The 23973-nt window shown below is 72.1% G+C and carries 24 protein-coding genes; 8 read left to right on the top strand and 16 right to left on the bottom strand.

Features of this window, described 5'->3' with window-relative positions:
- The first annotated feature begins 10 nt into the window (after positions 1 to 10).
- A complete protein-coding gene (locus ACQP00_RS13175; protein WP_433218697.1) occupies positions 11 to 778 on the top strand; it encodes a phosphotransferase in 768 nt (255 codons plus the stop codon).
- Here the strand turns inward: ACQP00_RS13175 and ACQP00_RS13170 are convergent.
- From ACQP00_RS13170 to ACQP00_RS13160, 3 genes are read right to left on the bottom strand one after another with little or no spacing between them, the layout of a single operon-like run.
- Complete coding sequence (locus ACQP00_RS13170) at positions 775 to 1968, bottom strand: NAD(P)/FAD-dependent oxidoreductase (RefSeq protein ID WP_433218695.1); 1194 nt, start codon at positions 1966 to 1968, stop codon at positions 775 to 777. The genes ACQP00_RS13175 and ACQP00_RS13170 overlap by 4 nt on opposite strands.
- 10 nt (positions 1969 to 1978) lie before the next feature.
- The gene (locus tag ACQP00_RS13165; RefSeq protein WP_433218693.1) at positions 1979 to 3223 is read right to left on the bottom strand and encodes a glycoside hydrolase family 16 protein; all 1245 of its coding nucleotides are present in this window, start codon (positions 3221 to 3223) and stop codon (positions 1979 to 1981) included.
- 10 nt (positions 3224 to 3233) lie between these two features.
- Positions 3234 to 4127 carry an EamA family transporter gene (locus ACQP00_RS13160; RefSeq protein ID WP_433218691.1) on the bottom strand — a complete coding sequence of 298 codons (894 nt, stop codon included), beginning with the start codon at positions 4125 to 4127 and terminating at the stop codon, positions 3234 to 3236.
- Positions 4128 to 4183: 56 nt separating this feature from the next.
- Between ACQP00_RS13160 and ACQP00_RS13155 the strand changes: the two genes are divergently transcribed.
- Positions 4184 to 4669 carry a MarR family winged helix-turn-helix transcriptional regulator gene (locus ACQP00_RS13155; protein WP_433218689.1) on the top strand — a complete coding sequence of 162 codons (486 nt, stop codon included), beginning with the start codon at positions 4184 to 4186 and terminating at the stop codon, positions 4667 to 4669.
- Here ACQP00_RS13155 and ACQP00_RS13150 read toward each other — a convergent pair.
- The 3 genes from ACQP00_RS13150 to ACQP00_RS13140 are packed head-to-tail and all read right to left on the bottom strand — an operon-like array spanning position 4666 to position 6992.
- Positions 4666 to 5433 (bottom strand): methyltransferase domain-containing protein, encoded by a 768-nt coding sequence (locus tag ACQP00_RS13150; protein WP_433218687.1) that lies wholly within the window; start codon positions 5431 to 5433, stop codon positions 4666 to 4668. The two genes, ACQP00_RS13155 and ACQP00_RS13150, sit on opposite strands and share 4 nt — an antisense overlap.
- Positions 5434 to 5484: 51 nt before the next feature.
- Positions 5485 to 6039 carry a phosphonate degradation HD-domain oxygenase gene (locus tag ACQP00_RS13145; protein WP_433218685.1) on the bottom strand — a complete coding sequence of 185 codons (555 nt, stop codon included), beginning with the start codon at positions 6037 to 6039 and terminating at the stop codon, positions 5485 to 5487.
- Positions 6036 to 6992: a hypothetical protein gene (locus tag ACQP00_RS13140; RefSeq protein WP_433218683.1), complete on the bottom strand. Its 957-nt coding sequence runs from the start codon at positions 6990 to 6992 to the stop codon at positions 6036 to 6038. Before ACQP00_RS13140 ends, ACQP00_RS13145 begins: the two co-directional genes overlap by 4 nt.
- 119 nt (positions 6993 to 7111) lie before the next feature.
- Here ACQP00_RS13140 and ACQP00_RS13135 point away from each other — a divergent pair, with 119 nt between their 5' ends.
- Positions 7112 to 7831 (top strand): SGNH/GDSL hydrolase family protein, encoded by a 720-nt coding sequence (locus ACQP00_RS13135; RefSeq protein ID WP_433218681.1) that lies wholly within the window; start codon positions 7112 to 7114, stop codon positions 7829 to 7831.
- 31 nt (positions 7832 to 7862) lie between these two features.
- Here the strand turns inward: ACQP00_RS13135 and ACQP00_RS13130 are convergent, their stop codons facing one another.
- From ACQP00_RS13130 to ACQP00_RS13115, 4 genes are all read right to left on the bottom strand, one after another.
- Positions 7863 to 8699, bottom strand: coding sequence for a carbohydrate ABC transporter permease (locus ACQP00_RS13130; RefSeq protein ID WP_433218679.1), 837 nt, complete (start codon positions 8697 to 8699; stop codon positions 7863 to 7865).
- Positions 8700 to 8701: 2 nt separating this feature from the next.
- Positions 8702 to 9583, bottom strand: a complete 882-nt coding sequence (locus ACQP00_RS13125; protein WP_433218677.1) for a carbohydrate ABC transporter permease — start codon at positions 9581 to 9583, stop codon at positions 8702 to 8704.
- Positions 9584 to 9587: 4 nt separating this feature from the next.
- Positions 9588 to 10994 carry an N-acetylglucosamine/diacetylchitobiose ABC transporter substrate-binding protein gene (ngcE, locus tag ACQP00_RS13120; protein WP_433218675.1) on the bottom strand — a complete coding sequence of 469 codons (1407 nt, stop codon included), beginning with the start codon at positions 10992 to 10994 and terminating at the stop codon, positions 9588 to 9590.
- Positions 10995 to 11070: 76 nt separating this feature from the next.
- On the bottom strand, positions 11071 to 12021 hold the full coding sequence (locus ACQP00_RS13115) for an N-acetylglucosamine kinase (protein WP_433218673.1): 951 nt from the start codon (positions 12019 to 12021) through the stop codon (positions 11071 to 11073).
- A gap of 53 nt (positions 12022 to 12074) precedes the next feature.
- Here ACQP00_RS13115 and ACQP00_RS13110 point away from each other — a divergent pair, with 53 nt between their 5' ends.
- Both ACQP00_RS13110 and murQ read left to right on the top strand, forming a co-directional pair.
- Positions 12075 to 12971, top strand: a complete 897-nt coding sequence (locus tag ACQP00_RS13110; RefSeq protein ID WP_433218671.1) for a MurR/RpiR family transcriptional regulator — start codon at positions 12075 to 12077, stop codon at positions 12969 to 12971.
- 146 nt (positions 12972 to 13117) lie between these two features.
- Positions 13118 to 14023, top strand: a complete 906-nt coding sequence (gene murQ, locus ACQP00_RS13105; protein ID WP_433218669.1) for an N-acetylmuramic acid 6-phosphate etherase — start codon at positions 13118 to 13120, stop codon at positions 14021 to 14023.
- Between the two features lie 301 nt (positions 14024 to 14324).
- Here the strand turns inward: murQ and ACQP00_RS13100 are convergent, their stop codons facing one another.
- Entirely contained in the window at positions 14325 to 15098 is a 774-nt protein-coding gene (locus ACQP00_RS13100) for an NlpC/P60 family protein (RefSeq protein ID WP_433218667.1), read from the bottom strand.
- 266 nt (positions 15099 to 15364) lie between these two features.
- Positions 15365 to 16162, bottom strand: coding sequence for a serine hydrolase (locus ACQP00_RS13095; RefSeq protein ID WP_433218665.1), 798 nt, complete (start codon positions 16160 to 16162; stop codon positions 15365 to 15367).
- Positions 16163 to 16271: 109 nt separating this feature from the next.
- On the opposite strand from ACQP00_RS13095, the gene ACQP00_RS13090 reads away from it, so the two are divergent.
- Positions 16272 to 17498, top strand: coding sequence for a hypothetical protein (locus ACQP00_RS13090; protein WP_433218663.1), 1227 nt, complete (start codon positions 16272 to 16274; stop codon positions 17496 to 17498).
- On the opposite strand, the gene ACQP00_RS13085 is transcribed toward ACQP00_RS13090, so the two are convergent.
- Positions 17385 to 18887 carry an SAM-dependent methyltransferase gene (locus ACQP00_RS13085; RefSeq protein WP_433218661.1) on the bottom strand — a complete coding sequence of 501 codons (1503 nt, stop codon included), beginning with the start codon at positions 18885 to 18887 and terminating at the stop codon, positions 17385 to 17387. The two genes, ACQP00_RS13090 and ACQP00_RS13085, sit on opposite strands and share 114 nt — an antisense overlap.
- Positions 18888 to 18918: 31 nt before the next feature.
- Complete coding sequence (locus ACQP00_RS13080; protein ID WP_433218659.1) at positions 18919 to 21126, bottom strand: PAS domain S-box protein; 2208 nt, start codon at positions 21124 to 21126, stop codon at positions 18919 to 18921.
- 67 nt (positions 21127 to 21193) lie between these two features.
- Here ACQP00_RS13080 and ACQP00_RS13075 point away from each other — a divergent pair, with 67 nt between their 5' ends.
- Entirely contained in the window at positions 21194 to 21952 is a 759-nt protein-coding gene (locus ACQP00_RS13075) for an SAM-dependent methyltransferase (RefSeq protein ID WP_433218657.1), read from the top strand.
- On the opposite strand, the gene ACQP00_RS13070 is transcribed toward ACQP00_RS13075, so the two are convergent.
- Together ACQP00_RS13070 and ACQP00_RS13065 are read right to left on the bottom strand one after the other, a co-directional pair.
- A complete protein-coding gene (locus ACQP00_RS13070; protein ID WP_433218655.1) occupies positions 21949 to 22308 on the bottom strand; it encodes a hypothetical protein in 360 nt (119 codons plus the stop codon). The genes ACQP00_RS13075 and ACQP00_RS13070 overlap by 4 nt on opposite strands.
- 20 nt (positions 22309 to 22328) lie before the next feature.
- Positions 22329 to 22922 carry a TetR/AcrR family transcriptional regulator gene (locus tag ACQP00_RS13065; RefSeq protein WP_433218653.1) on the bottom strand — a complete coding sequence of 198 codons (594 nt, stop codon included), beginning with the start codon at positions 22920 to 22922 and terminating at the stop codon, positions 22329 to 22331.
- 63 nt (positions 22923 to 22985) lie between these two features.
- Here ACQP00_RS13065 and ACQP00_RS13060 point away from each other — a divergent pair, with 63 nt between their 5' ends.
- The gene (locus ACQP00_RS13060) at positions 22986 to 23903 is read left to right on the top strand and encodes a hypothetical protein (RefSeq protein WP_433218651.1); all 918 of its coding nucleotides are present in this window, start codon (positions 22986 to 22988) and stop codon (positions 23901 to 23903) included.
- Positions 23904 to 23973: the final 70 nt, after the last annotated feature.

Genomic DNA, 23973 nt, shown 5'->3' with positions numbered 1-23973 from the left:
AAACGGTGGAATGACCGAAGAACGGCTCCCCGGCGGCCGCACCTACGGTGCCGTCCGCGTCGACAACGAGGTCCGCCGCCCAGCCCAACCGTTCACGGCAACCGTCCACACCGTCCTGCGCCACTTGGAACAGGCCGGATTCGCTGGCTCCCCGCGGGTTCTGGGCTTCGACGACCAGGGCCGCGAACGCCTGACGTACCTGCCGGGCGAGACCCTCGGCGAACCCCAGCCGTGGCCGGAGTGGGTCCGCTCCGACGACACCCTGCGCCAGGTCGGCGCCTGGCTACGCCGCCTGCACGACACCACGGAGTCGTACCGCCCGCCGACCGACGCCGTCTGGTTCACCGGCCGCCCCTGGGAGCCGGGCCTGCTGATCGGCCACCTCGACGCCGCCCCGTGGAACGCCGTCTGGTCCGACGGCGCCCTGACCGGCTTCGTCGACTGGGAGCTGGCGAGCCCCTGCACCCGCGAGGACGACCTGGCGTTCACCGCCCTGACCTGGTCCCCGCTGCTGACGGCGGCGATCACCGAACCGGCCGGCTTCCCGCCGAACGACGACCGGCGGCGCTTCCACCTGCTGCTGGACGCGTACGGCTACACCGGCGACCGCACCGCCGTCCGCGACGCGATGCTGGGCCGCATCGAACGCAACGTGGCGGTGATCCGGCAGCTGGCCGCGACGGGCCAGCCGACGTTCGAGCGCATGCTGCCGTGGGCCGCCGACCTGGAACAGTCCGGCCGCGAGGTGGCCGCCCGCCCGGCCGACTTCTGGGACTAACCCTGGGCGCCGCTCATGATGCGGCCGAGGTTGTCCGGGGCGAAGTACTCCGGGATCGGCGTACTCCCCTGCAGGACGCCGAAGAAGCGCGTCGACTCGGCCGGGCTGGCGGCGATCGTGGCGAACAGCGCCGCCATCTCCGGCGTCGGCGGTTCCATCGACGCGAGCTGGCACGTCAGCTGCAGGGCCGGGAGGAAGCGCCGGTCGCGCTCCTCGACGTAGGCCGCCACCGCCGCGTCGAGATCACCGCCCGCCGAGAGTCCACTGTGGACCGCGTCGGCCAGCAGGGAGGCGCACACGAAGGCGTCGGTGATGCCGGCGGCCATGACCGGGTCCTTGTGGTAGCCCGCGTCGCCCACCAGGGCCCAGCCCGGACCCGCGGACTGGCGGAAGAAGTTCGGGACGTCCGCCGTCGCGTGCATGCGGCCCGAGCGGGTGGCGGCGGCGATTCGCGTGGCCACTGGAGGTACACGGGAAAGGGCTTCTGCGTAGTTGGCTTCGACGTCGGTGCGGAATTCGTGGAACTGGGCGATCGGGCAGGCCACGAACACGCAGGTCTCGTCGTCGTTGGTGGGGAACAGGACCACCGCGCGGTCGCCCAGCTGGTAGATCTCGGCGCCCTCGCGGGGCTCGACACCGCGGTAGTATGCGTAGTAGCACGCGGTCAGGGCCGGAGTTTCCGTGTAGCGGGTGGCGCCGACCGCCGCGGCCACCGTCGAGCGCAGGCCGTCCGCGCCGATGACGATCCGGGCGTATTCCTCGAAGCCGTCGCCGCGCACGCCCACGACGCGACCGTCCTCGACGACCAGCTCCGTGACCGTGACGCCCTCGCGGACCGTGACTCCGGCCGAGCGGGCCGCGTCGAGGAGGATGCTGTCCAGGACGGTGCGGCGGACGCAGTACGGGTGCGCGGCGCCGTCGACCGCGGGCGGCGGGGCGCTGATGGCGAACGGGCCGAAGTCCATCGTGAAGCGTTCGTGCGGCGGAGCCCCCGCCGAGGCCACGGCGTCGTGCAGGCCCCAGCGTCGCAGGTACGCCATCCCCGGTACGTGGATCAGGTGGGTCGAGATGACGTCGCTCGGGAAGGTGGCGCGGTCCAGCAGCAGGACGCGGTGGCCCGCCCGGGCGAGCAGCATGGCCGTGGGGGAACCGGCGACCCGGGCGCCGACGACGATGGCATCGAAGCTCATGGCCAAGAACCTAACGCTGCCATCGTACCGAATCCACGTACATCGTCTGCGGAAAGCTGGTCGAGGGCGGTGGGGTGCCGGGCCATCTTCCGCCGACGGCCACGTTCAGCAGCAGGAACATCGGGCGTTCGAAGACCCACGCCTGCTTGGCGCCCAGATCCTCCTCGCGCAGGGTCGCCTGCACCACCCCGTCGACCGTCCACTGGAGCAGGCCGGGCCACCATTCCAGGGCGTACCGGTGCGGTCCGTTGTCGACGCGCGCGGTGAACTGGCGTTCCCAGCCGCGCTCGGTGCCGTCGGGGCCGTGGAAGGTGCCGTAGACCCGGTCCGCGCCCAGGGATTCCATGATGTCGACCTCGCCGGCGGCGGGCCAGCCGGTGGTGGCGACGTCCGCGCCGAGCATCCAGAACGCCGGCAACAAGCCCTTTCCCGTTGGTACTCGCAGCACGCTCTCGATCCGCCCGTACTGGGCCGCGAACTCGCTGCGGAGTCGCGCCGAGGTGTACCTGCCACCATCGCGTCTCGCGGTGATGGCGAGGCGGCCGTCGCCGGTTCTTACCGCGTTGGCCTGGTCCGCGGTGTACTCCTGCAGCTCCGCATTCCCCCAGCCCCCGCCGCCGAGCTCCGGGGTCCAGCCGGTCAGCGGGCCGGTGCCGTCGAACTCCTCGGCCAGCTCGGTGCGCAGCGGGTCGGTGCCGGTGCGGGCCATGGTCGCCGTGACGGCGGCGACCCCGGCCAGGTGCTCCAGCGCGCTCACGGCGACGGTGGCGGTGTCGCCGGTGACCGGGACGAGGACGATGGCGTGGCGGACCCGCCCGGCGCCGGTACCGGCGAGACGGACCCGCTGCCCGTTGACCGTGACGGCGGCCTCCGGAGCACCACCGCGCTCGGGTGCGGCCAGCGAGAGCGTCACGGCATAGGTGCCCGGCTGCGGCACCGGAAGGCTGAACGTCGGGGTGCCGCCGCGGCTGTACCGGTACGGCGCCGAACTCCCCGCCGCCAGCTCCTTGGCCGCGGCCCCGCCCTGGACCACGGCCGCGTCGGACTCCCACTCGTTGCCGGCCGCGTCGGTGACCCCGCCCGGCGCGGCGGTCCAGCGGTGGGTCCAGCCGACGCCGGCGACGATCCGGGTCGAGGAGGTCCGGGTCAGCACGCGTCCCGGCCGGTCGCCGGGCCGGGCCAGCGTCTCCGCCGCGATCCCGGCCGCGGCCGCGATCAGGACCAGGAGCGCGGCGATGGCGACGCGGCGGGTCACCCGCCCAAGGCTACGGCGCGGTGGCGACCTTGAGCGCCGCTGTCGGCTTGCCGACCTTGAACGTCCCGGCCCCGATCAGCACCGCGACCAGCACGATCGCGGCCCCGGTGAGCTGCCCGGCGGACAGCGCCTGGCCCAGCGCGACCCAGCCCAGGGCGGCCGCGACGACCGGGCTGAGCAGGGCGAGCAGCGTGACGCGCTCGGGCGGGAGGGAGGTGACGCCGCGGAACCACAGCAGATACGCGCCGGCCGTGCCGACCAGCGACAGGTACCCGAAGCCGGCGACGTTGGTCCAGCTCAGCGCGGGCGGCAGGCCCTCGACGAGGAGCATGGCCGGGACGAGCAGCAGCCCACCGACGGTCAGCTGCCAGCCCGTCAGCGCGAGCAGGGCCTGCCGGCGCTCGGCGAAGCCCTCGGGCACGCCCCAGCGCTTGCCCAGGACGGTACCGAGGGACATGGACACCATGCCGCCCGCCGCCGCCGCGAGCCCGATCGGGTCGAGGGCGGCCGACGAGCGCAGGACCAGCAGGGCGACCCCGGCCACGCCGGCGGCCCCGGCGGCCAGGACCCGGACCGCGGGGCGCTGGCCGAGCAGCCCGAAGGCGAGGCCGGCCACGACGAACGGGCCGAGCGCGCCGAGGACGGCCGCGACCCCGCCCGGCAGCCGGTACGCGGCGACGAACAGCAGCGCGAAGAACAGCCCGATGTTGAGCGTGCCGAGCACCGCCGCGCGCCACCACCAGGCGCCCTTCGGCAGCGCGCGGGCGGCCGCGACGAGCAGCAGCCCGGCGGGCAGGGCGCGCAGGGTGCCGGCCAGCAGCGGCCGGTCGGCCGGGAGCAGCTCGGTGGTCACGAGGTACGTGGTCCCCCACAGCACGGGGGCGATCGCTGTCAGGTTCCTCATGACTAAGTAGCTTACCACTAAGCTACTTAGAAGCAAGCGAGTGCTAGCCTGGGATCGTGGACGACGTCGACCGGATCGTGGAACAGTGGGGCCGCGAGCGCCCGGAGCTGCAGACCGACGCCATGGCCGTGTTCGGCCGGATCTACCGGCTGTCGCGGATCATGGGCGATCGCCAGGAGAAGGTGTACGGCGCCCTCGGCATCAACCGCGGCGAGTTCGACGTGCTCGCGACCCTGCGCCGCGCGGGCGAGCCGTTCCAGCTCTCCCCGAAGGCGCTGACCGCGTCCTCGATGCTGACCACCGGCGGGATGACCGGCCGGCTCGACCGCCTGGAGAAGGCCGGCCTGGTGACCCGCGCCCCGGACCCGGCCGACCGCCGCGGCCTGGTCATCACCCTGACCCGCCGCGGCCGCGACCTCGTCGACCAGGCCGTGGTGGCCGGCCTGGACGCCCAGCGCGAGGTCCTCGACCACCTCCCCGAGGCCCGCCGCCGCCAACTCTCAGCGCTGCTCCGCGAGCTCCTCGCCGCCGCCGAGGGCTAAACCGTCCCGCTGGCCACCCACATCGTGAGCGTGGCCAGGAAATCGCCGCGCTCGCCGGCTTCGCCGAGGGCGCCGAACCAGTCCTCGCGCAGGTCGCCGGGGATCAGGCCGGCCTCCGGCGGGACCATCGGGTTGACCATCGGCAGGACGGCGGCGGCCGCGATGGGATCGGGGAAGTACAGCGCGACCGGGACCGCTGTGACCTCGGCCAACCCGGCCCGCCGCAGCCGCCGGCGCAGCGTGCGGCCCATGTCCAGGTGCTGGCCGACCACCGTGGCCAGCAGGTGCTCGCGGACCCGGGCGACCAGCGGGCGGGGCAGGCCGTCGACTGCCACCGACTCCCAGTCGGTGTCGACCAGGCAGACCCGGCCGCCGGGGCGGGTCACCCGGGCCAGCTCGGCCACGGCCGCGTCCGGGTCGCCGAGGTGCAGCAGCACCCGCTCGCAGCGCACCGCGTCGAACCAGCCGTCCGGGAAGTCCATGGCCGTCACGTCGCCGCAGATGTACTGCACGCACGACCCCTCGTCCCGCTCCCGCGCGACCGCGATCGCCGCCTCCGAGGCGTCCAGGGCCACGATCGCGCCGGAGTCGCACAGCCGCGTCGCCAGCAGCCGCGCCACCTCCCCGGTGCCCGCCCCGGCGTCGAGAATCCGCTGGCCGGGCGCCAGGTGCAGGGCGGCGATGGCGACCTCACGGACCCGCTGGATCTCGGGGTTCGCGCGGTCCAGTTCGCGGAAGGCGTTCGCCGGAACATCGGTGGCCATCACGACAGTCTGGCCGGGGGCGCTCCGGCCGCGCTGCCCGGAAACCGATCGTCAATCCGACATGAGGCGGACAAGCAGGTTTCGGTACTCCGCGAACGGCGGCACGTCCGCCGCCGGCTCTTTGGCCTGCTCATCCCAGCGACGCAGGGCCACGGCGGCGTCCGCGTACTCGTGCGCGGCGAACCGCTCGGCCTGCTCCGGCGACATCGGACCGCCCTGCACGCCTAGCGTGAACTTGGACGCCGCCGACAGACGGTCGTAGTAGCCGGGTTCGACCACGCATAGGTACCGCTTCGCCGCCACGTGCAGCCGCACCGGCTCGCACACCGCGGGCCCGAACCACTGCGCCAGCCAGTCGGCCCCGGTGTCGCTGTGCCGGTTGTCCCGGCCCTCCATGAGGTCGGCCCCGCTCAGCAGCCCGTGGAAATGTCCCACGTCGTGCAGCAGTGCCGCCGCCACGAGGGTTTCCGGAGCCTTCGCTTGTACTGCCAGTGCCGCCGCCTGCAGCATGTGCTGGGCCTGCGTCACCGGTTCGCCGAGGTACTCCTGCGCGCCCTCGCTCGTGAAGAGGGCCTGGATCTCGTCGACCGCTGCCTGGTGGTTCATGCGGTGATTGTGTGCGGCTCGGGTGAACGGGGCGTTGCGCGCATCGCAAAGTACAAGAGGACGATCGCGAGCACCGCGAACACGACGTGGCTGACGGGTGTGACGACTGGCCCGTCGCCCATGAACGGCCGCATGAAGAAGGAGTGCCAGGCATAGGTCAGCGTGGCTCCCGCGGCGAGCGCGAGCCGGTGCCCGGCGCCCCACCCGTCCCGGCGCGACCAGCGCAGCACGGCCACCGTCAGCCCGCCGAACACCAGCACCATGAGCGCGACGTTCAGCCAGGTCGGGGTGGCGTCGGGCAGCCGGAACAGCGCCCCGGCGACGAGCGTGAGCACGAGCACCTGCCAGGCCGGCGGCACAGTGCCGGGTGTCGTTTCGCGATGCGGCCAGCGGAACGCGAGCACGATCAGCGCCAGCCCGACGATCGCGGCTCCGGCCAGCCGCGGCCAGGGCGCCTGGAAGTGATCGCTGGTCCAGGTCCCGAACACGTTGAGCAGCGCGCCGAGCAGGCACAGCGCGCCCGCCACGACCAGCCCCGGCACGCGCAGCCACGGCGTCGTACGGGTGGCCGGGCTGAGGTGCTCGACCAGCGCGATCGGCACGCTGATGCTCCACACGGTGTGCACGGCGAGCACGGTCAGCGTCCACGGCACCGAGATGCCCAGCACCGGGACGAACCAGTGCTCGAGCAGGTGCAGCCCCGCGTAGTTCGGGTTGAACAGCGACTGCGTGACGAGCCCCTCCTCGATCACGCCGTACGCGAGCGCCAGGGTCAGCATCGTCGGCCACCCGCGCCCGGTGCGCCGCGCGAACTCGCGGATCAGAATGGCGCCGCCGCCGTACATCGGGGCCAGGAACACCAGGGCAAACAGCGCATTGATCCCGAAGTCGCCGAGCAGGAACTCCGCGACCAGCGGGGCCAGGAAGAACAGGGCAACAGCGTTATTTCGCATGCCATCAGCCTGCGCCGATCCCGCCCCGCGCCGTAGCCTCGCTTGTACGCGATCGGACGGTACAAATGTCATCCCGGGTGTGCGAGGATCACGGGCGCCCCGCACCTAGGAGAGCAATCTTGCGCGAGTTCATTGCCGCATTCCTCGCCGCGGTAGCCGCGGCGCTGGGCCAGCCCCCCGCGGCCGTACAACAGCAACAACCAGCCGGCCAGCCCGGCGGCGTCACCACCTCCAAGCGCCCCCGCGACCTCGGCACCGCCGCCTACTCGATCATGCCGATGGGCGACTCGATCACCCTCGGCCTGGCGAGCACCGACGGCCAGGGCTACCGCAAGTTCCTGGACCAGCTCCTCACCGGCCGCCCGCACACCTTCGTCGGCACCCAGGGCACCGCCCCCATGTACCACGAGGGCCATTCAGGCTGGACCATCGACCAACTGGGCGCCGAGGCCCGCACCTGGGTCGCCCTCAAGCGCCCCAACATCATCCTGATCCACGCCGGCACGAACGACGACGGCCTGAACCACACCTCCGCCCAGATGCTCGCGAGCATGAACCACCTCCTGGACGAGATCCACGCCGCCTCCCCCACGTCGTACGTGATCGTGGCGAAAATCCCGCTGACCCCGTTCAACAACCAGTGGCAGCAGGACCAGGAGGTCGGCTACAACGCCGGCCTACCCACCCTGGCCGCCGCCCGCAGCCACGTCATCGTCGTGGACATGGTCTCCACCCAGATCTCAGCCGACTCGATCGGCGCCGAGCGGGTCCACCCGAACGACAACGGCTACAAGTACATGGCTCAGGTCTGGTACAACGCCCTCCCCAGAGTGAACTGACTGACACTGACGCGCAGCCGCGGGTCTGCTGCTACTTGAGCTGCCCCGCGGTCAGGCCGGACTGCACCTGACGCTGAAACGCCAGATACAGCAACACCACCGGCAGCATCGCGATCGTCATCCCCGCGAACAGCCCGCCGAAGTCGCCCGCATAGCCCTCGTTCACGGCCAGGGCCGTCAGCCCCTGCGCGAGGACCCAGCGTTTTTCGGCGCCCTCCCCCTGCATCAGCACGATCGGGAAGATGTACTGGTTCCACTGCGTCAAGAAGTTGAAGATGCCCACCGAGATCAGGCCCGGACGAGCCATCGGCAGCATGATGCGGAAGAACAAGCTCCAGTGTGAGCACCCGTCCACCAGTGCCGCCTCGCCCACCGCCGTCGGCAACGTGCGGAAGAACGCGGTCAGGAAGAACACGGTGAAGGGCAGCGAATACGCCGTGTACACCAGGATCAGGCCGGGCAGCGTGCCGAGCAGGCCCAGGTTCTTCACCACGAAGAACAGTGGGACCAGCGCCAGGAAGACCGGGAACACCATGCCGCCCGCGAAGGCGTAGTAGAGCAGGCGCATGCCGCGCAGTTCGTAGCGGGCCAATACATAGGCGGCCATCGCGCCCAGCAGCATCGTCAGGAACAGGGCGCCCGCCACGACGATGGTGCTGTTCAGGAAGTAGCGGCCCATGTGGGCCTCGTTCCAGGCGCGGGACCAGTTCGAGAAACGCAGCGTCGAGGGCAGGCCCCACGCGTCGGACAGGATCTCGTCGTCCGATTTGAAGGACGACAGCACCGCCCACAGCAAGGGGAACGTGGTCAGCACGGCCCAGCCGAAGAGGAAGACGTGGGAGAAGGCGTTGCCCAGACGGAGGCGCATGGTCAGTACTCGATGCGATCGCGGCGGGTCAGGCGCAACGACGCTATCGCGACCGACAGCGTCACGAAGAACATGGCCACGCCGATCGCCGAGGCGTAGCCGAACTTGGATTCGCCGAAAGCCGTGTTGTAGAGCCGCAGCCCGACGACGTCCGTGCTGAACTCGGGGCCGCCGTTGGTGATGATCTGGACGAGGGCGAAGCCGTCCAGGGCGATGATCGCGAGGTACACCCAGGCGACCTGGATCGTGTCCCACAGCAGCGGGATGGTGATGCGCCACAGGACGGTGAATCTGCCGGCGCCGTCCAGGGAGACCGCTTCGTAGATCTCGCGCGGAATCGCCGACATGGCGGCGCCGAACAGGACGACGTAGAAGCCGACATTGCTCCAGATCATCACCACCAGCACGGCCCAGAAGGCCACGTCGGCGTCGCCGAGCCAGGTGCGGGTCAGGGCGTTCAGGCCCACCGCGCGCAGGAATCCATTCACCAGGCCGCCGTTCGGGGCGTACATCTCGCGCCAGAGGACGCCGATGATGGCTACCGAGAGGACCTGCGGGAAGAAGTACACGATGCGGTACACGGAACCGAACCGCACGCCGTGGATGTTCAGCATCGAGGCGAAGAACAGGCCCAGTCCGATCGTCGCGAGCGGGAGGACGGCCAGCAGGATCGCGTTGTGCCGCAACGCGTTCCAGAAGTACTCGTCGGACAGCAATCGCGTGAAGTTGTCCGGGCCGACGTAGTCCCACGTGGGGCTCAGGCCGCGCCAGTTCGTGGCCGAGATCTGGAACGCCTGCAGATACGGGGAGACGACGAAGACGGCGTAGACGGCCACGGCCGGCAGCAGGAACGTGATGGCGAACAGGCGCCGCCCGTGGCGCATCCGGTCAGCTCCGCTTGTACTTCTTGATGGTGTCGTCCTTGGCGATCGCGTCGGCGCCCTTCTGGCACTGCTCGACGAATTGCCGGGCGTTGATCTGCTTGGTGAACAGGGCGCCGCACGCCGCATCGACGAGTTCGCGTTCGAGTTTGCGGTAGTAGGAGTTGTACACCCAATTGAAGCCCTTGTCCCCCGATGCCTTCAAGGCCTTCGTGACCGACGCCAGGCCGGGCGGCAGGTTCACGCCCTGGTCCAGGCCCGCGACGCAGGTGAGGCTGGCGACGCGGTTCGTGAAATCGATCGCTCCCTTCCTGGACAGCATGATGCGGAGATATTCGAGCCCGCCCGCGAGATTCTTCGCCTTGGCGGGAACGACGAAGGGCTCCCCTGTTGTACCGCGCAGTGCCTCGAACGGCAGCTTGTCCGATGAGGACAGACTGGACGTGGGCGCGACCGTCATCTGGAAGTCGGGCGGGGTGACCGCCTTCTGCTCGCTCTCCAGCCAGGAGCCGCAGGAGATGAAGACCGCTTTGCCCTTGCACCACTCGGTCTGGGACTGGATGTGGTCCAGGCCCTCGGAGCCGGGCAGGATGTACCCGTCCACGGCCAGCTGGGAGTACGCGTCGGCGGCGGCCAGGATCGCCTCGTGCTTCCAGGCGTTGGGCTCCAGGTTGTCGATGGCGACGAGGACGTCCGGGCCGGCCAGCTTGGCGGCGGCGGACAGGATCGGCCACGACATGTACCGCGGATGCTTCCCCTGATACGTCCAGGGCGCGATGCCGGCCGCCTTGATCGTCTTGCACAGGGCGATCATGTCGTCCCACGTCTTCGGGTACTGCCAGCCCTTGTCGTTCAGCAGCTTGGCCGAGTACCAGATGCCGTAGACCGTGTATGTGTAGTTGAGGGCCATCGTCTTGCCGTCGTAGGTGCCGGGCAGGAGGGATCCCGGCAGCAGCGTGTCGCGCACCTTCCTGGCCGGGTCGTCGACGCTCGGGGCGTCCAGCAGTGGGGCGAGGTCGGCCAGGGCGCCCTGCGAGACGAGGCCGTTGAAGTCGATCTGGCCGGCGCCGGAGTTGTCGATCACGTCCGGCGGGCTGCCGTCGACGAAGCGCGGCTGCAGGGTCTGGCCGATCTGCTGGGTCGCGGAGTGCTTGATCTGCGCCTTTGGATACTTTTCGGTGTACATCGCCTCGTGCGCCTTGGCGTAGTCCTCGCCGAAGCCGCCGTTGAAGATGACGACCTCGAGCGGCGCATCCTCCTTGACGCCCAGGGGGTTCGCGGCGTTCTTGGCGCCCTGCTCGGTGCTGGTCGGTTGGTCGTTCCCGCCGCCGGACAGTGCGCAGGCGCCGAGGGTGGCCGAGGTGGCGGCCAGCGCGCCGGTGCGCAGCAGGGCTCGCCGGGAGAGAAGACTCATCGCGACTCCTTGGAGAAGGGACGCCTGTCGATGAGCTTGAAGGTTTCCAACCAAACTTGCAAGAGGCGGAAGATTCTTACCGAGTGAGCCGGGCGTGTACCAAGGGATCGGGAAATGCCCCGCTGAGCTGGGAAATCGCCAGCCACAGGGCGCCCGCCGGGCCGTACCGGGCATCGATGGGCACGATCCGGTAACGCTCGCGCACACCCGCCCGGACGCGCTCGGCGACCGGCCCCTCGGTCAGCAGGACGGACCCGGCGAGGACCACCGGCGGATCGGCCAGCGCGGCCCGCGCGGCCACGGTGTCCAGGGTGTGCAGGAGATGGGCGGCCGCCTCCTCGACGATGCCGAGGGCCACCGGGTCGTCCGGGAGCGAACAGATCAGCGGCGCCAGCGCGCCCAGGGCGGCCGGCGGATGGTCGAACGCGTCGCGCAGCAAGGCCTGGGGATCGGCCGGCACGTGCAGGAAGTCACTCAGCAACGGCGTGAGCGCGGTGGCCGGGCCGCGGCCGTCGAGCGCGCGCAGCACGGCCCGCAGGCCGGCGCGACCGATCCAGACGGCCGAGCCTTCGTCGCCGAGCAGCCAGCCGTACCCGTCGCAGCGATGCGTCAGCCGCCCACCCGTGAACGCCGCGCCGACCGCCCCGGTGCCCGCGAGCAGCAGCAGCCCGTCCGGCGACGAGGTGCCGGCGGCGAAGCCCGCCTCGAGGTCGGTCACCGCGGCCACCCGCCCCGGCAGCCCGACGGCGTGCCAGGCCTCCTCGGCCGCGGCCTGGGTCGCGGCCCGCAGCGACGCCCCGCCCGCGACCCCGACCACGCCGAGCGCGACCCGGGCGAGATCGTCCCTTGACTGATCGAGTAGGGTGCGCAGCGCGGTCGCGAGGGCCTCGGCCGGCGCCGAACCGCTCGAGTTCCGGTTGGCCCCTCCGGCCTCCGCCCGCGCGAGGATGTTGCCGTCGAGGTCGCTCAGCGCGCAGCGGGTCGTGGTGGCGCCGGCGTCCACGCCGATGACCAGGGACTCGCGCATCGCGCCACCGCATTCCATTGACGAAACCGACGAGGCAACGGAAACTTTTCCACATGAAGGACGAGGCTCGCCAGGTCTCCACGGCCGTGAAGATCCGCGGGCTCCTGCCCTCGCTGTCGCGGGCCGAGCAGCGGGTCGGCCGGATCATCGTCGAGGAGGCGGCCACCGCCGCCCAGATGACCATCACGGAGCTGGCCAAGCGGGCCGACACCTCCGAAACTACGGTCATCCGGTTCTGCCGCGCCATCGGCGTATCGGGCTATCCGGAGCTCCGCCTGAAGCTGGCCGCCGAGTCCGGACGGGTGCAGGACGACCCGGCCCAGGAGGCGATCGGCAGCGACATCAGCCTCTCCGACGACCTCGGCCAGGTGGTCAAGACCATCGCGTTCGCCGACGCCCGGGCCGTCGAGGACACCGCCGCCCAGCTCGACCTCGAGGCACTGGAGAAGGTCATCACGGCGATCGCCGCGGCCCGCCGGATCGACATCTACGGCGTCGGCGCGAGCGCGTTCGTGGCCCAGGACTTCCAGCAGAAACTGCACCGCATCGGGCTGACCGCGTACGCGTGGTCGGACCTGCACCTCGCCCTGACCAGCGCGGCCCTGCTCGCCACGGGCGACGTCGCGGTCGGCATCTCGCACACCGGCACGACCGTGGACACCATGGAGGCCTTCGCCGAGGCCGGACGGCGCGGTGCGACGACGGTCGCGCTCACCAACTTCCCGAAGTCGCCGATCACCCGCGAAGCCGACCTGGTGCTCACCACCGCCGCCCGCGAGACGACGTTCCGCTCCGGCGCCATGGCCAGCCGCCTCGCCCAGCTCACGGTCGTCGACTGCGTGTTCGTCGGCGTGGCCCAGCGCACCTACGACCGCACGCGCACGGCCCTGGAGGCCACCCGCGACGCGGTACGCAGCCGGCGAACCAAGGCCGAGCGGGGCCGCTGGTGAGCCACACGCACGACCCCGCCGGCGACCCACCACACGGCGCACAACCGGCGGACCAAGGCCGAGCGGGGCCGCTGGTCTCGCACGACCCCGCCGGCGACCCACCACACGGCGCACAGCCGGCGGACCAGGGCCGAGCGGGGCCGCTGGTGAGCGATGCCCCCGGGTCCTCGCCCACCGAGGAGCGCAATCCGCTCACGGTGGCCATCGACCGCCTGCCCACGCTGGACATGCTCAGGCTGATCAACGCCGAGGACCGCAAGGTCGCGCCGGCCGTTTCGCTGGTACTTCCCGAAGTCGCCCAAGCCGTCGAGCTCGCCGTCACCGCGCTGCGGGGCGGCGGCCGCATGCACTATTTCGGGGCCGGCACGTCGGGGCGGATGGCGGTGCTGGACGCGGCCGAGCTGCACCCGACGTTCGGCGTCGGCTACGAGCGGGTCGTCGCCCACATCGCGGGCGGGCTGCCGGCGCTGCACACCGCGGCCGAGGGTGCCGAGGACGACGCCGAGCAGGGCGCGGCCGCGGCGGCCGGGCTGCGCGCCGGGGACGTGGCGGTGGGCGCGACGGCGAGCGGCACCACCCCGTACGTGGCCGGCGCCCTCCGCGCCGCCCGCGCCGCCGGAGCGAGCACGGTCCTGGTCAGCGCGAACCCCGCGGCTCCCCTCGCCGACCTGGCCGACGTGCACATCGCGGTCGACACCGGCCCGGAGGCGATCACCGGCTCGACCCGCATGAAGGCCGGCACCGCCCAGAAGCTCGTCCTCAACGCCCTGTCCACAGCCGTGATGGTCCGCCTCGGCCGCACGTACTCGAACCTGATGACCGACATGGTCGCCAGCAACACCAAGCTGCGCGGCCGCCAGGTCCGGATGCTGACCCAGGCGACCGGCCTGCCCGCCAAGACGTGCACGGTCGCCCTGGCCGAGGCGGACGGCGAGTCGAAGGTCGCCCTGGTCGCACTGCTGGCCCAGACCCCCACCGCCGACGCCCGCCGCGCCCTGGAACGCACCGAGGGCGTGGTCCACGCCGCGTTGGCCGCGCTGAACGGCCGCTAGCGCAAACCCGCCCACCCGGCCCGCGTTGCACGGCCGCCGGACAAAGCCGCACGCACTCGCCGCACGCACTCGCCACGCACACTCGCCGCACGCACTCGCCGCACGCACTCGCCGCACGCACTCGCCGCACGCACTCGCCGCACGCACTCCCCGCACGCACTCCCCACACGCACTCCCCACACGCACTCGCCCACGAACACTCGGCCACGAACACTCGGACACGCGAAGTGGCCGCGCGAAGTGGCCGCGCGAAGTGGCCGCTGGAGCGAACGCCGGCCGCCCCGGCCGCATTGAGCGGCCGCTAGGCAGTGGCCTTCGGGCGGCCCGCGCCGGTGAGGATCACGGCCAGGTCCGGTGGCACCGGTTCCTCGATGACGATCCGGGCCTCGCCGGAGGCGTGCAGCATCACGCCCGGCTCGACCACGATGCCGACGTGGTGGATGCGGGCTCCGGGCAGGGCGAAGAAGTACAGGTCGCCGGCCCGCTCCTCGCCCGGCGCCAGCGACTCGGCCGCCGCCGCCTGGTCGCGGGCCTCGCGCGGCAGCCGCATCCCGGCGCACCGCCAGGCCAGGTGCACGAGGCCGGAGCAGTCGATGCCGCCCGGGGAGAGCCCGCCCCAGACGTAGACGACCCCGAGCAGCCGCCGCGCGGTCGCGACCGGGTCGGCCGGATCGGTGCGGACGTCGGCCTGGGACACCCACAACGGAGCCCCCGCCCCCGGTACGCGCACCGGCAGCCACCCGTCGCGCGGTGACCCGGCCGCGACGAGCCGGGTCCCGAGCGGCACGCCCGGCATGGCCAGGGTGCCGCCGGGCTCGTCGCGCAGGTCGGTGCCGAGCGCGTCCACGATGGACACCGGCCCGCCGTCGTCGCCGAGCGGGGCGAGCTGGGCGAGGGGCAGCCAGCCGCCGTCGCCGTCCTGGTCGGGCAGCGTCACCCGGGCCCAGCCGTCGGCCCGTTCCTCCTGGATCTCGACCGGATCGCCGAGCAGCGCCTGGGTGACGACGTTCGCGGCGGTGCGATGCGACGGATCGGACCACAACGTGGCAAGCGGGATGCGCACAGCGTGTGTCACAACAACTCCTTCACGGCCGGCCGATCGCCCAGCAGCGCCTGGATGACGACGTTCGCAGCCGCGCAACACGACGGATCGGACCACAACGTGGCAAGCGGGATGCGCACAGCGTGTGTCACAACAACTCCCTCACATCGGCCCGGTCAGCAACCAGCGCCCGGCTGACGACGCTCGCGGCGGTGCGATGCGACGGATCGGACCACAACGTGGCAAGCGGGATGCGCACAGCGTGTGTCACAACAACCCCTTCACGGCAGGACGCGAGTTCACGGCAGGACGCGATCTCGCCACGCCTCGGCGGACAGTTCGGCGATGTGGCGGCAGGCCCGCTCGTCGTAGTCGGGCGGGGGTACGCCGCGGGACGTGGTGCAGACGGCGATGACGTACGGCTCGGCGTCGGGCGGGGTGACGAGGCCGGCGCTGTGGCGTACGCCGGTCATCCAGCCGTTCTTGTGGGCGATCCGGACCCCGGCCGGCACGCCGAGCGCGAGGTCCTGCCGCCACTCCTGGGCGGCGAGCAGGTCGAGCATCTCCGCGCACGACTCCGGTTTGGCGAGGGTGCCCAGGTGCAGGGCGCCGAGTAGGGCGGCGAGGTCGGCCGCGGTGACCACGTTGTCCCGCCCGGCGTCGCGGGCCGCGTAGTCCTCGATGCCGCGCGCGGTCACGCTGTTGACGGCGCCCGCGCACCGCCAGGCGTCGGCCACCGCCGGCAGGCCGACGAGGTCCAGCAGCACGTTGGTGGCGAGGTTGCTGGAGCGCACGATCATTCGCCGGGCCAGCCACCGGGCCGGGACGGCGTCGCCGAGCCGCGTCCAGACCTCGTCCTCATCGTCATAGGTGCGATCGTTCTGGTAACGCGTGCCGTCGCCGAGCGCGCTCGCGAACCCGTTCACGACCGGGACCAGCGCATCGAGATCGACAGTTCCCGCATCGGCGGCCCGGTACAGCGCCGCGAGCACCGCGAGCTTCATCGTGCTGGCCGCCGCGTGCAGGCGATCGGCGTCGTCGGCGCGCCGGGGCGGATCGCCGGGACGGCTGACCCACACCGAGACGAAGCTCGTCATCGCATCACTTCACATCGCCCGCTGTAGCTATCCGCCGCCCGGCCACGTTGCTCCGAAAATAAGCTACAACGGTCACCGGCGATGTGTGAAGGGCCTCTACCATCGGCGGGTGGGAAAAGTCTTGCGGGCCGTGCTCGTCGCGAGCATCTCGGCGCTGGCCGTGAGCGCGCTGCTGCGGCTGTACGTCCCGCCGCAGGACACCGACCGCCAGCTGACCTACCTGCGGCAGACCCTCGACGCGGGCGCCGGCGAGGGCGCCCAGACGCTGTTCCCCGAGGGGTACTTCTTCAGCCACGTCCTCTACGGCCTGGCCTGGGTCGACGAGGGCAAGCGCGGCGGTGACCGGGACCGGGCGGTGCGCGAGGCCGGCTGGGCACTGTCCAGGCTGGACGGACCGGAGGGCACCGCGCCGTTCGCCGACAGCCTCGCCCCGCGCTACGGGATCTTCTACGCCGGCTGGACCAACTGGCTGCGCGGCGGGCTGCTGAGCATGCGCGACGACCCGGAGCAGCGCACGCGGTTCGAGGCGACGTCCCGGGAGATCGCGGCCGCGTTCGACGCCTCCCCGTCGCCGTTCCTGCAGGCATATCCGGGGCAGTCCTGGCCGGTCGACTCCACGGTCGCGATCGCCTCCCTGCGGCTGCACGACACGCTGGCGACGCCCGCGTATGCCGGGACGGTCCAGCGCTGGCTGGACGCGGCCAAGCAGCGGCTCGACCCGGCGACCGGCCTCCTCCCGCACGTCACCGACCCCGGGACCGGGCGACCGCTGCAGGGCGCGCGGGCCAGCTCGCAGAGCATGATCCTGCGGTTCCTGCCCGAGGTCGACGCCGGGTTCGCGCGGCAGCAGTACCTGAAGTTCCGCGATCAGTTCGTCGACCGCCCGTTGCACCTTGGACCGGCGGTGCGCGAGTACCCGAAGGGCGTCGACGGCGCCGGGGACGTCGACAGCGGGCCGCTCCCCCTCGGGATCTCGTTCTCGGCGACCGTGGTGACCATCGGCGCGGCCCGGGTCAACGGCGACGACGGGCTCGCGGACGCGCTGTCGTCCTACGGCGAGGTGGCCGGGGTGCCGATCACGACGTGGCACACCAAGCGCTACGCGTTCGGGGCGCTGCCGATCGGGGACTCGTTCCTGGTCTGGGCGCGGACGGCCCCGAGCGCAGCGACGCCGATCGACGGTGGCACCGGTCCACTGTGGAAGGCGCCGCTGACGCTGATCCTACTGGTCCTGGCCGGCGTCCCCTGGTGGCGTAACCCCAAGCGGCGCAAGCAGCAGCGCGACGGCGCGGAGGTAGGCGGCGTGGTCGAGCCCGTCGTCCCAGAGCGTCTGTAGCACCAGCCCCTGGTAGATCGCGATAAAGATCCGGGCCAGGGACTCGGGGTCGTCGGTCACGCCGGCCAGGACGGGCGCGACGGCGGCCACCGGGCGGTCGACGTTGGCGCGGGACATCTCGCGTACGGCCGGGTTGCGCGCCGACTCCGCCCACACCTGCACGGCCAGCCGCAGCTCGTCGCGGGTCTTCGGGTCGCCGACGCGGCGCAGCACGTCGAGGTAGCCCGTCGCCGGATCGTCGCCGAGCATGGTGGTGCGCCGCTCGTGCCACTCGGTGACGATGGCGGCGATCATGTCGTCCTTGCCGGTGAAGTACCGGTAGATGAGCCCGGCGCTGATCCCGGACTCGCGGACGATGTCCTGCATCGAGGTGCGGTGGAAGCCCTCGCGCGCGAAACAGGCCCCCGCCGCGTCGAGAATCTGCCGCCGCCGGGCCGCGAAATGCGCATCGTCGACCTTAGGCACGGGTGCCCGCCTTCCGAACGAGATCGACCTCAGGCACGGAGGCGCCCGCGATCCAAAAGGAGCCGACTTCAAGCAATTGCGACCGCGATCCGGTAGAACTCGGCCGTTGGCTCGTCCCGCCCCAGCGGCTCCAGGTACCGCGCGGCGGCGTCCCTTGTGGACAGGTCGGCGGTGCGGTGCAGGCCGCGCTGCTGGAGGTACAACGGAAGGTCCTGGGGCTTGAAACCGAAGGTCCAGGGCTCCCCGCCGCGGCGGACGGCCGCGTGCCAAGGCCTCCACGCCCTCGAACCCGCCGGTGCCGTCGAGCGCGGCCCGGTCCACGTAGGTGAAGACGATCGTGCTGCCTGCGGCGAGCAGGCCGGCCAGGGCGCGCAGGGTGGTGTCGACGGCCTCGGCGGTGAGGTAGTTGGTGACGCCCTCCCAGACCACCACGGCCGGTGCGCCGGCGTCGAACCCGGCCGCGAGCAGGGCCGGGGCGAGCGCGTCGACGGTCAGGTCGACCGGGACGAAGCGGACGGCGGCGGCGAGGCCGGCCGGCACGCGGCGGCGCTTGGTGGCCTGGGTCGACGGGTGGTCGACCTCGAAGGCGACCGGCGCGGCGATGCGGTGGGCGCGGTTGTCGAAGCCGGCGCCGAGCAGCACCAACTGGGTCGCGCCGGCCGCCAGCGCGGCCCGCACCTGGTCGTCGATGAACCGGGTGCGCACCACGGCCGAGGCGCGCGGGCCGCCGGTGAAATGCGTGTCGATGTACCGCACGATCCACCGGTGCAGCGCCGGCACCCGGGACGCGGCGACCACCGCGCGGTGGGCCGGCGGGAGCATGCGGGCGGCGAGCCCGTCGTCGAAGAGCCGGTCGTGCCGGCGGTTGTGCTCGAGGGCGCGGAAGAGCGCCACGTGCTCCGCGGAGCGGCTGCTGCCTCGCATGCCGGTCAGAATAATGAATGAACGTCCATTTTCACAACCGCACGGCGAGCTGGTCGGCCACCGCGTTGAGCAGATCGGTCCCGGTGAAGGGCTTTTCCAGCAGGTGTACGCCCGGATCGAGGATGCCGTTGCTGGTCAGCACCGGTTGCGCGTAGCCGGACATGAACAGGATGCGCATCCGGGGCCGCAGCCGGGTGACCCGGTCGGCCAGCACGCGGCCGAGCATGCCGGGCATCACGACGTCGGTGAGCAGCAGGTCGATCGGGCCGCCGTGCTCGGAGGCGAGCTGCAGCGCGGCGACCCCGTCGCTGGCCGAGAGCACCGTGTAGCCGCCGCGGCGCAGGATCCGGGTGGTGACCTCGCGCAGGGCGGGCTCGTCCTCGGCCACCAGCACGGTCTGGCCGCGGCCGGGCGGGCGGGCCGGGCGGGCGGCCGCGTCGGGCACCACCTCGGCGTCGCTGGCGGGGAGCAGGATCGTGATCGTGGTGCCGACGCCGGGCTCCGAGTAGATCTGGACCGTGCCGCCGGCCTGGACCACGATCCCGTACACGGTGGCCAGGCCCAGCCCGGTCCCCTCGCCGCTGGGCTTGGTGGTGAAGAACGGCTCGAAGGCCTGCTCGATCACCTCGCGGGGCATGCCGGTGCCGGTGTCGGAGACGCGGATCCGCACGTACGGCCCGGGCGCGAGCCCCTCCCGCACCGCCGTGTGCCCCTCGTCGACCTGGACCAGTCCGGTGTCGATGGTCAGGTCGCCGCCGGCCGGCATCGCGTCGCGGGCGTTCACCGCGAGGTTCACCAGCACCTGCTCCAGCTGCCCGGGGTCGGCGACCACGGTCGGCAGCTTGTCGGCGAGCGTCGTGGCCAGGCCGATGTGCTCGCCGATCGAGCGGGTCAGCATCTGCTGGACCTCGCCGATGACGTGGTTGACGTCGAGCGGCTTGGGCCGGACCACCTCGCGCCGCGCGAACGCGAGCAGTTGGTGGGTGAGCTCGCTGCCGCGCCGCCCGGCGCGCAGGATCTGCTCGGCGTCGATGGCGAACGGGGTGTCGGCGCCGTCCTCGACGATGAACTCGGCGTAGTTGAGGATCACCGCGAGCAGGTTGTTGAAGTCGTGGGCGATGCCGCCGGCGAGCTGGCCGAGGCTCTCCAGGCGCTGGGTGCGCTGCTGGCGGACCTCGTCCTTCTGCCGCTCGGCCTCCTCGCGCAGCCGCCGCTGCTCGGTGATGTCCCGCACGCTGGCCAGTGTGATCACGCCGTCGTCGCCCTGCAGCGTGTTCAGCGTGATGTCGACCGGGACCTCGGTGCCGTCGCGGCGCAGCGCCACGCCCGAGTGCCCCGGCGCGGTGTCGGCCCCGCCCGGCACCAGCAGCCGGACCGGCATGCCGATCATGTCGAAGCGGGGGATGCCGAAGAGGCCCTCGGCGGAGGCGTTGACGAGCACGACCCGCTCGTCCGCCCCGATCCCGATCAGCGGGTCGGGCGCGGCGTCGAGCACCGCCTGCATCTGGGCCTCGGCGCGCTCCCGCTCGCTCATGTCGCGGGTGATCGTGGTGACCCCGACCGTCCGGCCGTCGGGGCCGGTGAGCGGCGAGACCAGCATCGACACGGTCAACGGGGTGCCGTCTCGGCGCTGTCGTACCGTCCGGTAGCGATCGACCCGCCCGCCCGCCGCGACGATCGCGCGGATCTCGGCCTCGTCCGCGCGCCGGTCCGGCGGGATGATCACGTCCTTGGGCCGGCCCACCATCTCGCCGGCCGCGAACCCGTAGAGCCGCTCGGCGCCGGGGTTCCAGGACAGCACCAGCCCGTCCAGGTCGGTGGTGACGATCGCGTCGTGCGAGGACTGCACGATCGAGGCGAGCAGCGACTGGGCCGGGTCGAAGCCGTCGCCGACGGGGTCGCGGATGGTCGCCACGAGCAGCCGGCCGTCCGCGTCCGGCACGACCGACAGCGTGATGTCGGCCAGGAACTGCGAGCCGTCGCCGCGCAGCATGGTCAGTGGCTGGCCGGTGCGGCTGGGCGGGTGCTCGCCCTGCAGGTAGGCGGCCATCCGCGGCACCATCGAGGGCCCGTCGGCCGGCACCAGCACGTCGACGGTGCGGCCGCCGAGGTCGTCACGGCCGAAGAGGGCGCGGGCGGCCGCGTTGGCCAGGGCGATCCGGCCGTCCTGCCCGGCGATGATCAGGGCGTCGGGGGCCACCTCGAGTAGGCGCTCGGCCAGTCCGTCCGTCCACCGCACGTTACCAAGAGTAGAACTGTCGTGACTTTACGTTTGAAACTTCGGACATATCGGAACTATATGACACGTGAGCGTCGACCCGAACCGCCCGAGTGTGGCCCGCATGTACGACCACTACCTCGGCGGCCGGCACAACTTCGCGGTCGACCGGGCGGTGGCCGAGCGGGCGGTGGCGATGGTGCCGGCGATCCCCCGCATCGCGCGGGCGAACCGGGCCTTCCTGCACCGGGCGGTGCGTTTCGCGGTCGAGCGCGGGGTCCGGCAGTTCCTGGACATCGGCTCGGGCATCCCGACCGAGGGCAACGTGCACGAGGTGGCACGGGCGCTCGACCCGCAGGCGCGGGTGGTGTACGTCGACATCGATCCCACGGCCGTCGTGCACGCCCGGCAGATCCTCGACGGCGACCCGCACACCGCCGTCGTCCAGGCCGACCTGCACGAGGCCGGCGCGATCCTGGGCGACCCGCAGGTGAAGGCCCTGCTCGACTTCGCCCGCCCGATCTGCCTGCTGCTGGTGGCGATGCTCCACTTCGTCCCGGACACGCCGGAGCTGCGGGCGGCCCTTCGCGCGTACCACGACGCGCTCGCCCCGGGCAGCCTGCTCGCCGCCTCGCACGCGACCGGCGACGTGGGCGAGCTGGCCGACCTGTACACCCGCACCGGCACCCCGATGGTGCTGCGCGACCGCGACGAACTCGCCGCACTGCTGGACGGCTGGGACCTGGTTCCGCCGGGCCTGGTCTTCAGCGCCGAATGGCGCCCGGACACGCCGCCCGACGACCCCGCTTCCTACGCAACGCTCGCCGCCGTGGGCGAGCGACGTTAGTTCTCCTCGGCCAGGGCTGTGATCACGAGGGCTTTGCTGCCGGCCGGTTCGACGTGGCGGTGCGGGTCGGGCTTGCCGGGCTCCGGGATCGCGGCGGCGACGGCGTCCAGGGCGGCCCAGACCTCCTTGAGCGCACCCTCGTCGCCGCGCAGGTAGAGGGTCGGGGCGGGGCGCAGCTCGATCACCAGGCCGCCGTCGCCGCGCTCCTGCATCACGGCGCCGTTGCGGATCGGGATCTCCACGCTCGGGCCGGCCTCGCGCAGGAGCTGGGCGAGCGCGGTGAGGGCGGCCGGAGAGCCGGCCAGGTCGAGGTTCTCGCCGATCACGCGGAGGCGGCACTGGCGCTGGTCATCCATGCCGCCATTCTGCCCGGTGCCTATGACAGGGCGCGGCCTGCCGCCGTGTAGGCGCGGCGGGCGGTTCGGCGGACCTCGTGGCGTACGACATCCGGCGGTTGGCCTTTGCCGATATCGCGGCGGATCTGGGCGTGCAGCGAGCGGTCGATGCCGGCCAGGACGGCCGCGGCCCACCAGGCGTCGGGCTCGGGGCGGCCGGCCGCCATCAGCGCCGTGGCCACGGCCTCCTCGGCCAGCTCACCGAGGAGCCGGACCCGGGCCTGCAGCGCGGGACTGTCCTCGACCACCTTCCAGAACCGCGGCGAGTCCGGGTGCAGGCCGAGGGTCGGCTCGCCGCGGTCGAGCTCCTCCTCGAACAGCTTGAGGGCGGCCGCGGCCGGGTCGGGGGCGTCGCGGACCGCGCCGGCCAGGCGGCCGACGACCTCGTCCTGGCGGTCGAAGAACAGGTCCTCCTTGGTCGCGAAGTAGTTGAAGACGGTGTTCACCGAGACGCGGGCCACCTCGCCGACCTCGGCCACGGTGACCTTGTCGAAGCCGCGCGCCAGGAACAGGCCCATGGCCGCGTCCGAGATCGCCGTGCGGGTCGCCGCCTTCTTCTCCGCTCTGAGCGCCATGGCACAAATCTTAGCGTGAAACCAAATTTGGTGTGACACCAAGATTTCGGTTACGGTCGGGGCATGACGATGACATTCGGCATCTACGCGGGCGGACTCGGTGCGGACGTCGACGGCTCGGTGATCCCCGGGCCGCCCGAGGATCCGGGGCCGACGGCCGAGCTGCTCGACGAGCTGGGCGTGCGGGTGGTGCGGGGTTACCTGCAGTACAGCGACGCCGAGGGCGGCCACATAGAGGCCCCGCCCCGGCCGTGGCAGCACGCCGTCAACGGGCGCAAGCTCGACCTGGTCGTGTGCTTCCGCGAGCCGGGCGCCGACCTGACCGGCTGGATCGACTTCCTGCGCACCATGCTCCGCACGCACGGGGACTGCCTGGCCACGCTGCAGGTCGCGGAGGAGGCGAACCACGACGGGCCGGGCGGGGATGCGGGCTTTCCGGCGGTACGGCGCGCGATCGTCGAGGGTGTGCTCGCGGCCCGGGCCGAGGCCGACCGGCTCGGGCTGGACGTGGGGATCGGGTGCAACTCGACGCCGATCTTCGACCCGGCGCAGGAGTTCTGGACGTCGCTCAAGGAGATCGGCCCGGTGATCGACTACGCCGGCCTGGACTTCTTCCCCGACGTGTTCCGGCCCCTGGCCGACATCCGCGGCGGGGTCGAGGGCGTGCTGCGCGGGTTCCGGGAGCAGAGCCTGGCCGCGGCCGGGGTGCCGGCGACGACGCCGATCCACATCACCGAGCACGGCTGGGGCACCGGGCCGGGGCGGTCCCTGGAGCGGCAGGCGGAGGTGGTCGAGGAGGTGGTACGGACGGTGGCCTCGCTCGCCGGCTCGCTGAACATCGCGGCGTACGAGCACTTCGCCCTGCGCGACGGCAACAGCACCGTGCCGCGGCCGATGTCGCAGTTCGGGCTGGTCCGCTCGGACTACACCCCGAAGCCGGCCTTCGACGTGTTCCGGCGGCTGATCGCGGAGCTCTCGTGAGCATCGGCTGAGCACACGCAACGGCCCGCGCTGTGGCGAGCGCGGGCCGTTGCGGCGAGAGGGGAATCTC

It is taken from the genome of Dactylosporangium sp. CS-047395, assembly GCF_050942185.1.
GTDB lineage: Bacteria > Actinomycetota > Actinomycetes > Mycobacteriales > Micromonosporaceae > Dactylosporangium.
Note: the sequence above shows the minus strand (reverse complement) of the source record. Positions and strands in the feature narration are given on the sequence as shown.

What these genes read in the sequence shown, in the direction of transcription:
- ACQP00_RS13170 (WP_433218695.1), bottom strand. Translation starts at nt 1,968, where the DNA reads ATGAGCTTCGATGCCATCGTCGTCGGCGCCCGGGTCGCCGGTTCCCCC.
- ACQP00_RS13095 (WP_433218665.1), bottom strand. Translation starts at nt 16,162, where the DNA reads ATGACGAGCTTCGTCTCGGTGTGGGTCAGCCGTCCCGGCGATCCGCCC.
- ACQP00_RS13150 (WP_433218687.1), bottom strand. Translation starts at nt 5,433, where the DNA reads ATGGCCACCGATGTTCCGGCGAACGCCTTCCGCGAACTGGACCGCGCG.
- ACQP00_RS13060 (WP_433218651.1), top strand. Translation starts at nt 22,986, where the DNA reads ATGACGATGACATTCGGCATCTACGCGGGCGGACTCGGTGCGGACGTC.
- ACQP00_RS13070 (WP_433218655.1), bottom strand. Translation starts at nt 22,308, where the DNA reads ATGGATGACCAGCGCCAGTGCCGCCTCCGCGTGATCGGCGAGAACCTC.
- ACQP00_RS13130 (WP_433218679.1), bottom strand. Translation starts at nt 8,699, where the DNA reads ATGCGCCTCCGTCTGGGCAACGCCTTCTCCCACGTCTTCCTCTTCGGC.
- ACQP00_RS13160 (WP_433218691.1), bottom strand. Translation starts at nt 4,127, where the DNA reads ATGAGGAACCTGACAGCGATCGCCCCCGTGCTGTGGGGGACCACGTAC.
- ACQP00_RS13175 (WP_433218697.1), top strand. Translation starts at nt 11, where the DNA reads ATGACCGAAGAACGGCTCCCCGGCGGCCGCACCTACGGTGCCGTCCGC.
- ACQP00_RS13110 (WP_433218671.1), top strand. Translation starts at nt 12,075, where the DNA reads ATGAAGGACGAGGCTCGCCAGGTCTCCACGGCCGTGAAGATCCGCGGG.
- ACQP00_RS13145 (WP_433218685.1), bottom strand. Translation starts at nt 6,039, where the DNA reads ATGAACCACCAGGCAGCGGTCGACGAGATCCAGGCCCTCTTCACGAGC.
- ACQP00_RS13115 (WP_433218673.1), bottom strand. Translation starts at nt 12,021, where the DNA reads ATGCGCGAGTCCCTGGTCATCGGCGTGGACGCCGGCGCCACCACGACC.
- ACQP00_RS13140 (WP_433218683.1), bottom strand. Translation starts at nt 6,992, where the DNA reads ATGCGAAATAACGCTGTTGCCCTGTTCTTCCTGGCCCCGCTGGTCGCG.
- ACQP00_RS13085 (WP_433218661.1), bottom strand. Translation starts at nt 18,887, where the DNA reads ATGCGAGGCAGCAGCCGCTCCGCGGAGCACGTGGCGCTCTTCCGCGCC.
- ACQP00_RS13065 (WP_433218653.1), bottom strand. Translation starts at nt 22,922, where the DNA reads ATGGCGCTCAGAGCGGAGAAGAAGGCGGCGACCCGCACGGCGATCTCG.
- ngcE (WP_433218675.1), bottom strand. Translation starts at nt 10,994, where the DNA reads ATGAGTCTTCTCTCCCGGCGAGCCCTGCTGCGCACCGGCGCGCTGGCC.
- ACQP00_RS13125 (WP_433218677.1), bottom strand. Translation starts at nt 9,583, where the DNA reads ATGCGCCACGGGCGGCGCCTGTTCGCCATCACGTTCCTGCTGCCGGCC.